This window comes from Streptomyces murinus (assembly GCF_002154555.1).
GTDB classification, from domain to species: domain Bacteria; phylum Actinomycetota; class Actinomycetes; order Streptomycetales; family Streptomycetaceae; genus Streptomyces; species Streptomyces murinus.
Genome location: NZ_MUNF01000015.1, coordinates 47,925 through 56,957 on the forward strand (window position 1 = coordinate 47,925; position 9,033 = coordinate 56,957).

A 9,033-nucleotide genomic window follows, 5' to 3' on the forward strand; every position below is an offset into this window, starting at 1 on the left:
CACCGCACTGGGGAAAGCCCCCCTCTTGAGGTGGTGCGAACCCCTCAGGGCGGACTCAGGGAGGGCTCGGAGTGGCCTCAGGGCGGACTCAGGGCAGCAGCGACACCAGCCCCGGCCCGGCGTCCACCCGTGCGGCCACCACCCGGGCCGCCCCGAACGCGGGGTCGGCCCGGATCGCGTCCCGCACCCAGGTGGTCTGGGCCCGCAGGGTGTGCTCCGCCCAGTCGCCGGGCCGGTCCCGGGTGCGGCGGGCGGCGGGGGCGATCTCCTCCACCAGCAGCTCCAGATGGCCCGGCACCGGCGCCCCGGTGCGCAGCCGCTCCAGCGTGGCGGCCACCGCGGCGCACCGCTCGTGTCCGAGGACCAGCACGAGCGGCGCGCCGAGTTCCTGCACGCCGTACTGCACGGACGCCAGCACGGCCTCGTCCAGGACCAGCCCGGCGGTACGGACGCACAGCAACTCCCCGAGCGGCTGGTCCAGGACCAGCTCCGGCGGTACGGGCGCGTCCACACAGCCGATGACCACCGCGCACGGTCGCCGCCCGGTGGGACGGACGTACGGCTGCCGGGGGCGGCCACCGGTGGAGCGGGCGTTGCCGGCGAGGAGTTCGTCCAGGACGGCGGCCGCGGTGGGTCGTGGCTCGTCCGCGCCGGGTGGGGGGACGAGCGAGGGAAAGGGAGGACAGGGCGGACGGGGAGCGGGCGCGGTCGGCGTCCGTAAGGCCCGGTGGGGGGTGGCCATGACGCTTCCTCGGTGTTCGTGCCAGTAGTGTTCACCGTAGGCACGCGAACCATCACTCAGGGTGGCGATTTAACGACACTTGGCCGTTTCCGCGCCGGATCATCGCCGCCCGGATACCGCCCCTTGAACGGCGTCCTCTTGAACGGCGTCGTCACAGGAAACCTCCGACGCGCCCCGCGCCTGGTTCACCCGGACGGCCTCGACATAGTCGGAGATCGCGTCCCGGCTGCGCAGCAGGCACTCGATGCGCTGCGTCATCCGGTCCCGCTCGCGCTCCAGCGTCGCCATCGTCTCGGGCGTGGCGTCCGTGACGTGGATCGCCCGGGGCTCCTTGAGGCAGGGCAGGATCTGCTTGATGACGCGGGTCGGCAGCCCGGAGTCGAGCAGCCCCCTGATCTGGAGGACCCGGTCCACACAGGGCTCGCCGTACTCCCGGTAGCCGTTCGCGGCGCGGTCCGAGACGAGCAGCCCCTGCTCCTCGTAGTAGCGCAGCATCCGGCGCGGTGTGCCGGTGCGTTCGGCCAGTTCCCCGATGCGCATGACGTCGTCTCCTCGGACCGGCTTGACCTTCACATAAATGTGAGGGTTGAACCCTAACAGTCATGTCAATGTCTCAGGCATCCCCGCACACCGCTGTTCTGCCGGCTCCCGCCGCCAAACTGCCCCTTTCGGCGCTGCTCGCGCTGGCCGCGGCGGCCTTCATGGCCATCCTCACCGAGGCGCTGCCCGCGGGCGTCCTGCCGGAGATGGCCCGCGGTCTCTCCGTCGGCGAGGCCGCGGCGGGCCAGACCCTGACGGTCTACGCGCTCGCCACCGGCCTCTCCGCGATCCCCGTGTCCCTGGCCACCGCGACCTGGCGCCGCAAGCGGCTGCTGCTGCTCGCGGTCCTGACCATCACCGTCGCGAACGCCGTCACCGCCCTGTCCTCCAGCTACCTGCTCACCATGGCCTTCCGGCTGGCCGCCGGCGTGGCCGCGGCCGTGATCTGGGCCGAACTCGTGGGCTACGCACGCCGGCTGGCGCCCCCGCGGCTGGTGGGCAGGGCCATCGCGATCACCATGGGCGGGGTCCCGCTGGCGCTCTCCGTGGGCATCCCCGTCGGCACCTTCCTCGGGTCGGCGATCGGCTGGCGGGCGACCTTCGGCCTGACGGCCCTGGTCTGCGTGCTGCTGCTCGGCTGGATCACCGTCTCGGTGCCGGACCACCCCGGCCGACGGCCCGGACGGAGCGCGTCGATCCTCGGCGCGCTCCGGCTGCCCGGTGTGCTCCCGGTGCTGTTCGTGGTCGCCGCCTACGTCCTGGCGCACAACATCCTCTACACCTACATCTCCGCGTTCCTCGGCCGGCACGGCATGGGCGGCTCCCGCGATCTCGTGCTGCTGGTCTTCGGCATCGCCTCCGTGGTGAGCATCCTCGTCACCGGCGCCCTGGTCGACCGCCGGCTGCGGGGCCTGACCGTCGCAGGCACCGCGCTGTTCCTGGTGGCGGCCGTACTGCTGCTCACAGGGGCAGGCAACGGCTTCGCGGTGTACGGCGCGACGGTGCTGTGGGGGCTCGGCTGGGGCGGCATGGGCACCCTGCTCCAGACCGCGGTCACCGACGCCGGGGGCGACCGGGCGCAGGCGCTGCTGGTCACCACGTGGAACTCGGCCATGGCCGGCGGCGGCGCGGCCGGCGGCCTGCTGCTCGACACCCTCGGCCCCGGCTCCTTCCCCTGGAGCGCGCTCGCCCTGCTGGTCCCCGTCCTGGCCGTCGTCCTCGGAGCCCGCGCGCACGGCTTCCCCGTCGAGCGCCCCGGGCGGCGGGCCTCGGCGTCCTGACGTCGAGGTTCGTCCGGTGAGGGCCGCCGCTGAAAATAAGAGTTGACAAGGTTTCTGACCTGGGCACTGTTAGTTCGACAGATTTCGTACTAGTGCAAGTTCGGGGCTTTTGAAATGAGAGTGGTGCTGACCTGCTCTTATCGAGAGGCGCAGCGGTGACCTTTGCTTTGGCATCTCCGTCTGCCGCCGGCGGTCGCTGCGCTTCTCCGGCCTCTCTCTGCGGGCGACGACCACGCGTGTGAACCCACGTTGTGCCGAGGGTGTTCTGCGCTCAACGCCGAGGTGAGATCTCCCGGTGCGACAATTGCTGAGGCATTGTCAGTGGCGGGCGGTACCCTCAGATTTGGCTCAAATGAGGACCCCGGCGGCGTCGAGGTCGACGGGCACCGGGGTCGCTCCTGATTGGCGTCTGGAACATACCTCGAACGCAACGCCGAAGGCACCCAGTGTCATTCGGTTGTGATCACCGCCTCTCGATCTGGCACGCCGGGCCTCCTCGCAGAACAGAGGAAGGAACCCAGGCAAAGTGCAACTGGTCAAAGCTCAGGTGACCGACTACAGATCGGTCGAGGACTCCGAGATATTCGACGTCGAGGAGGACGTGACCTGCCTCGTCGGGAAGAACGAGTCAGGCAAGACGACGCTCTTGCAGGCACTCTTCCGGCTCAACCCCGTGGAGCCCGCTGGCTTCGACGAGGTTGTCGACTTCCCGGCCCGCAAGACCCGGGAGCGTAAGCAGCTCCCGGCCAACAAGAGGATTCCGGTGGTCCGGGCGACGTTTCGCTTCGACGACACCGAGTTGAAGGCGATCCAAGACGAGCTCGGCCCGAAAGCCATGAGAAGCGCCGAGTTCGAGGTCGTAATCGGCTACCGGGAGGGCGGCAGGACCTGGACGCTGCAGTGCAACGAGCCCGCGGTTGTCGATCACCTGCGTTCTACCTTGGACCTGCCGACTGCGGCAGCCAAGGCCATTGGCGGCGCGAAAAGTATCGCGGATCTTCTCGACGCGCTCGACGAACTGGATGAACCGCCGTCAGACGCGACCGTGCTCGCCGATCGCATCCGGGACTGGCGTGACAGCAGCCTCCAGAAGCACCTGATCGACGAGTACGCACTCCCGTCCCTGCCGAAGTTCGTCTACTTCGCTGACTACGACACGATGCCGGGCAAGGTCGCGCTGCCCGACCTGATCCGTCGACGGGATTCCGACGAGCTCACTCGTGGCGAACGCGCTCTGATGAGCCTGCTGGACATGGCGGGGGTCTCGCCGGAGGAGTTCAAGGACGCCGACCAGCACGAACGGCTTCTGCGCGAGCTGGAGAACTCCGGCAACGTCATCTCGGACGAGGTCTTCGAGTACTGGTCTCAGAACACCGAGCTCGAAGTCCAGCTGAAGGTCCTGCCACCCGAAACCGGGGCCCTCCCGCCTTTCGATGAGGGACCGATCCTTCAGATCCGTGTTTTCAACCGCCGCCATCGCGCCTCGGTGCCCTTCGACGATCGATCCCGCGGATTTGTCTGGTTCTTCTCCTTCCTCGCCTACTTCAACGAGTTGGAGGCGGCGGGCTCCACGGACCTGATCCTCCTCCTGGACGAGCCGGGGCTGTCCCTCCACGGCCGTGCCCAGGAAGATCTGCTCCGCCTGATCGACGAGAGGCTGGCCCCGAAGCACCAGGTCCTCTACACCACGCACTCGCCGTTCATGGTCGACCCCGGAAATCTCCAGAGGGTCCGGACGGTCATCGACATGGAGCGCGGCGGTGCGAAGGTCTCCTCGGAGATCTTCAAGGCCGACGAGGATACTGCCTTCCCGTTGCTGACCGCGATGGGCGTCGAGATGACCCAGACGCTGTTCGTCGGCGAGCACACTCTGCTCCTCGAAGGCCCGAGCGACCTGATCTACCTCGACGTCCTCACGGACGTCGCCGAGGCGAACGGCTCCACCGGACTCGACCCGCGCTGGGTCAAGACGCCCATCGGCGGCTCCGGGAAGCTGTCCACCTTCGTGACCCTTCTGGGCGCGAACAAGCTGAACGTCGCCGTCCTCGTCGACTCCAGCACCAAGGACGTCGGGGCCGTCCAGCGCCTGCGGGACAACGACCAACTCGCCAAGAACGGGCTCGTCGAGATCAGCGAGTTCACCAGCACGGCCGACGCGGATGTCGAGGATCTGTTCGACCGGGATTTCTACCTCGAACTCGTCAACCGCGCCTATGCCTCCGAGCTCACCAAACCGATCGCCGCCTCCGAGCTCAACTCCAAGGACCCCCGAGTCGTCCGGCAGATCGAGGCGGTGTTCAGGAAGCGGAAGATCGCCACGCGATTCAACCACTACAGGCCGGCCGCGGTACTCCTCCGTGAGCAGGCCGCGCTCACCTCGCGTATCGACCCGGCGACGGTCACGCGAGCCGAGCAACTATTCACGCGGCTCAACTCCCTGCTCCCCAGGCGGTGAGCTGAGCCTCCCTGGGACGTCGTCCTGCCCAGTGCCTTTCCTCTCGGCTCGACAAGTAGAACCTGGCGGGGAAGGCCTGGCAGCACGGACTGGGACGGGCCTCTTTGACTTGTCCTCGTGGTTCGCCTGGATGGGTGATGATGTTGTAATGAGCTTGGACCTCAGCAACTATGAACTCCGCTGGCCCACAGAGCTGTTCGTTGCCGAAGGCGAGCGCATCCTTCGAATCACCGGCTCTTCCTGGGAGGAGCAGGCGAAATGGCTTCTGACAGAGGCCCTCGGGGGCGGGGCGGCCCTGGACTTTGAGGAGGCTCCCGACCACAGGGATCCGGCAGACGACCCATGGGCCACCACGACCAGCCGCTGGCGCCGTCTGCCCAGCGCGGAGGACCGCTGCGACTGGTTCGAGGAACTCGTCAAGCGAGCGTCCGAGCTGCACCACGCAGTCGCCCCTCGGCCTTACTGGCCGGAGCGGCATGGCAGCGGCGTGTCTGCTGGCGGCCGGGCTGAGCGAGACGCCCGGGAGGACTTCGCCCGACTCATCGGGGACTTCTCCGAGAACGGATACTTGGCCGAGTTGTTCGGCCAGTACTGCGTAGACGATCACGATGAACTGCCCGACCCTTCCGGGGTGATCGAGCGCCGTCTGGGAATCCCCGGCCTGTGGCCCTTCGCGCCGCAGACCTGGGATGAGGACACTTTCTACGGCCTCATCGAGGTGTTCCACGACCTAGTCAGCCGCCCCCGGCGGCGACACTTTCACAGCTACGGCGGTTGTGGCTGGCACCACTCGGAGTTCCACAACGGCCCCGCACGCATCCTGTTCCGGTGGAGAGTGGACCGGCTGCTGCGCGAAGCTGGCATCGAGTATGAGTTGGCCGTAGAGGGAGAGGACCTCGGGCGCCTCGTCGCCGTCACCGACGACGCCCGCTCCGAGCTGGTGCACCGCGCCCTCCACGACAGCCCGACCGACATCACCGCCGGCGTGCGCCACGCCATCGCACTCTTCCGAGGACGCGAATCGTCGCCCGAGAGCAAGAGATCGGCGATCTTCAACCTCGCCCGCGTCCTGGAGGACCGCCGCGCTCTGATCAAGGAGCACCTCGGAAAGGACGAGGGCGCTCTCTTCGAGATCGCCAACCGCTTCGACCTACGTCACCGTCGGGCCGACCAGCGCGGCGACTACGACGAAGCCTTCCTCGACTGGATCTTCTGGTGGTACCTGGCCACGGTGGAACTGACCAACCAGCTGATCGCATCCCGCGACCCCCGCCCCGAGAAATGAGGCACTCCTCTTCTGCTCTCATCCGGCGCAGGGGCGCGGCGGACCGGGCGCACGCTGTATAACGGTATACAGCGAAACCTTGTCTGAATATCGGTCCGTGTTCGGTGCGGCCCCGGCGCTGTACTCTCCCGGGGCGGTGAGGACAACCGAGGGGGAGTACGTGATGAGCGTGACCGACAGCCCGGCCAACCGGTTGCAGGCGCTCTTCGAGGGTCACCGGCTCACGCCGACCCAGCGCCGTATCGCGCACAGCATGGTGCGGCGCGCCGCCGACGTGCCCTTCCTGTCCAGCGTGGAGCTGGCCGAACTGGCCGGGGTCAGCCAGCCGTCGGTGACCCGGTTCGCGGTCGCCCTCGGCTTCGACGGCTACCCCGCGCTGCGCCGGCACCTGCGCGAGGTGGTGCCCGCCGAACCGGCCCCCGAGAACGGTGTGCACAACGAGTACCAGCTCGCCGTCGAGGCCGAGATCGAGAACCTGCGCCACCTCGCCGATCTGCTCGCCGACCCGCGCCCGGTGCAGCAGGCCGGACGGATCCTCGCCGCCTCCCGCCCGCTGCCGGTGCTCGGCCTGCGCGCCGCCGCCTCCCAGGCGTACGGCTTCGCGTACTTCGCCGCCAAGGTCCACCCGGACGTCCGGCTGCTCGACGAGGGCGGCACGATGATCCAGGACCGCATCGACGCGGCCGTCCGCGCGGGCGCCAGCGCCCTGCTCTGCTTCGCGCTGCCCCGCCATCCGCGCGAGGTGGTCGACACCCTCGCCCACGCCCAGGACGTCGGCCTGACCGTCGTCACCGTCGCCGACTCCGCGTTCGCGCCCGTCGCCAAGCACTCCGACCTGCTGCTGCCCGCCGCCGTCGGCACCGGCCTCGCCTTCGACACCGCGTGCGCGCCGATGCTGCTGGGCCGGGTGCTGCTGGAGGCGGTCTGCGACGATCTGCCGGACGCGCAGGCCCGCCTGGAGGAGTTCGACGCGAAGGCCGCCGCCCGGGGGCTCTTCGTGGAGTGAGCCCTGGTGCTCTCAGGTTTGTCTCACGTTCGCCCGCTAACGTCCCCGCCGGACAGAGGCAGTGCGGGACTCGTGACACGGGAGGGTGACGTGGCGCGCGGAGAGCGTGGCGAAGGCAGGGAGCGCGGCGGCCGGGGACTGGCCCGGGTGGCCGTCGTCGTACGGGCGGGAGCCGCCCCGCTGTGGTGGTTCGGGGTGGTCGCCGCGGGCGTCGGCGCCGTGCCCGAGGGCTGGACGGGACGCCGGATCGGGGTGTTCGCCGGGGCCGCGCTGTTCGTCGTCGCCGCCGCGGTGGTGGCGCTGACCCGGCGGCGCCGCTACGACGCCCTCGCCCGGGGCGCGAGTCGCGCGGGCAAGTACGACGTGCTCCAGGACCGCGCGGTGACCGTGCGCAACTGGCGCCGCGGACACCGCTGGTGGCTGGTGGGGGCCTGGGCGCTCGCGCTCGGGTCCGCCTTCGCGGTGCCGGTGGCCGGCGGGCTGCTGCTGGCCGGGTGCGGCACCGGACTGCGGCTGAAGGCCGGCTGGCTCGGGCGGCGCGAACGGGCCCTGGACAGCCTGCTCTGGGTGCGGGTCGACTGGCTCGACGGACGCGGCGGCCGCCCGGTGGGCAAGGCGGTCAAGGGCCTGCGCGGTACGGGCATCGCGGCCGGCGACGCGGCTCCGGGCGGAACGCGCCGCCGTACCGCGGCCCTCGTCTGACCGGAGGGGGCCTAGACCTCCAGGTTCTCCTCGATCCGCTTCAGCTGGTGGCGGGCCATCGCCAGGTTGGCGCGGGTCGAGTCCAGGACCAGGTAGAGGAACAGACCGTTGCCGCCGCGCCCCTGGAGCAGGCGGATCAGGTGGTACTGGTCGGAGAGCGTGATGAGGACGTCCTCGATCTCGCTCTTGAGGCCCAGCATCTCCATCGTGCGCATCTTGGCGCGGATCACATCGGTGTTGCCTGCGGCGGCCACGTTCAGGTCGAAGGTCTTGCTGCCGCCCATCGTGCCCAGCGCCATCCCGCTGGTGTAGTCGACGAGCGCGACGCCGGTGGCGCCCTCGATCGAGGTCAGCGCCTCTTTGAGGGCGGTCTCGGTGTTGGCCATGTCGGGTCCTCTCAACTGTCGGTTGTGGTGCGTGCGGTGGTCGTGCGCGGGGTCCGCGTGGCGCGGGCCCGCGGCGGCGCGGTGGTCGGGCGTGCGGGCGCGTTCCGGGCGGCCGCGGCCTCGGCGGCGTCCAGGACCTCGCCGATCCGGGCGCCGGAGCGGCGGCCCTCCAGATGCAGCCGGCCGACGTTGACCCGGTCCTGCGCGAGCAGGGTCAGTACGGCGCTGCGTCCTGCGGCGTAGGTGGCGACGTAGCCGCGCTCGCCGCGCACCAGCAGTTCCCGCAGGCCGCCGTTGCCGGTGGCGTCGGCGACCCGTACGGAGACGCCGAGCGCGGCCGCGGTGAGCGCCGCGAGCCCGTCGGGGTCGACGCCGGGCGTGTCATGGGCGACGACGAGTCCGTCGACGCCGGCCGCGAGCGCGCCGGTGAGCTGCGGCACCCGGGTGCGCAGCCGGTGCAGCTCCTCCAGGACGGTCCGAAGGTCGTCCTCGGACACCATCAGCTCTCTCCTCTCGGCGGGGCGTGGCCGTTCAAAGGGCCTCCAGCGCATCCCTGAGCCTCTTCAGCAGCGCGATGTCGGGGTCGGTGACCGGGGGCAGCGGCGGGGGAAGGTTCCGGGCCTGCTCCGGTGCGGTC

9 protein-coding genes are annotated in these 9,033 nt (G+C 69.9%); 5 read left to right on the plus strand and 4 right to left on the minus strand.

The genetic code is table 11. The annotated features are described in order from the left end of the window. Positions 1 to 88: 88 nt before the first annotated feature. Positions 89 to 742 (minus strand): carbonic anhydrase, encoded by a 654-nt coding sequence (locus CCN72_RS01605; RefSeq protein ID WP_086806002.1) that lies wholly within the window; start codon positions 740 to 742, stop codon positions 89 to 91. Positions 743 to 841: 99 nt separating this feature from the next. Further along, a complete protein-coding gene (locus CCN72_RS01610) occupies positions 842 to 1,282 on the minus strand; it encodes a MerR family transcriptional regulator (RefSeq protein ID WP_086806003.1) in 441 nt (146 codons plus the stop codon). Between the two features lie 68 nt (positions 1,283 to 1,350). On the opposite strand from CCN72_RS01610, the gene CCN72_RS01615 reads away from it, so the two are divergent. From CCN72_RS01615 to CCN72_RS01635, 5 genes are all read left to right on the plus strand, one after another. Next, positions 1,351 to 2,562 carry an MFS transporter gene (locus tag CCN72_RS01615; RefSeq protein WP_244174100.1) on the plus strand — a complete coding sequence of 404 codons (1,212 nt, stop codon included), beginning with the start codon at positions 1,351 to 1,353 and terminating at the stop codon, positions 2,560 to 2,562. A 526-nt stretch (positions 2,563 to 3,088) separates the two neighbouring features. Next, positions 3,089 to 5,017 (plus strand): AAA family ATPase, encoded by a 1,929-nt coding sequence (locus CCN72_RS01620; protein ID WP_086806005.1) that lies wholly within the window; start codon positions 3,089 to 3,091, stop codon positions 5,015 to 5,017. Between the two features lie 148 nt (positions 5,018 to 5,165). Then, positions 5,166 to 6,302 carry a hypothetical protein gene (locus CCN72_RS01625; RefSeq protein WP_244174101.1) on the plus strand — a complete coding sequence of 379 codons (1,137 nt, stop codon included), beginning with the start codon at positions 5,166 to 5,168 and terminating at the stop codon, positions 6,300 to 6,302. A 163-nt stretch (positions 6,303 to 6,465) separates the two neighbouring features. Further along, positions 6,466 to 7,308: a MurR/RpiR family transcriptional regulator gene (locus CCN72_RS01630; protein WP_172427541.1), complete on the plus strand. Its 843-nt coding sequence runs from the start codon at positions 6,466 to 6,468 to the stop codon at positions 7,306 to 7,308. Between the two features lie 147 nt (positions 7,309 to 7,455). Then, complete coding sequence (locus CCN72_RS01635) at positions 7,456 to 8,010, plus strand: hypothetical protein (protein ID WP_086806006.1); 555 nt, start codon at positions 7,456 to 7,458, stop codon at positions 8,008 to 8,010. An 11-nt stretch (positions 8,011 to 8,021) separates the two neighbouring features. Here CCN72_RS01635 and CCN72_RS01640 read toward each other — a convergent pair whose 3' ends face one another. Continuing rightward, positions 8,022 to 8,396 carry a roadblock/LC7 domain-containing protein gene (locus CCN72_RS01640; protein ID WP_086806007.1) on the minus strand — a complete coding sequence of 125 codons (375 nt, stop codon included), beginning with the start codon at positions 8,394 to 8,396 and terminating at the stop codon, positions 8,022 to 8,024. A gap of 11 nt (positions 8,397 to 8,407) precedes the next feature. After that, a complete protein-coding gene (locus CCN72_RS01645) occupies positions 8,408 to 8,896 on the minus strand; it encodes a roadblock/LC7 domain-containing protein (RefSeq protein ID WP_086806008.1) in 489 nt (162 codons plus the stop codon). Positions 8,897 to 9,033: the final 137 nt, after the last annotated feature.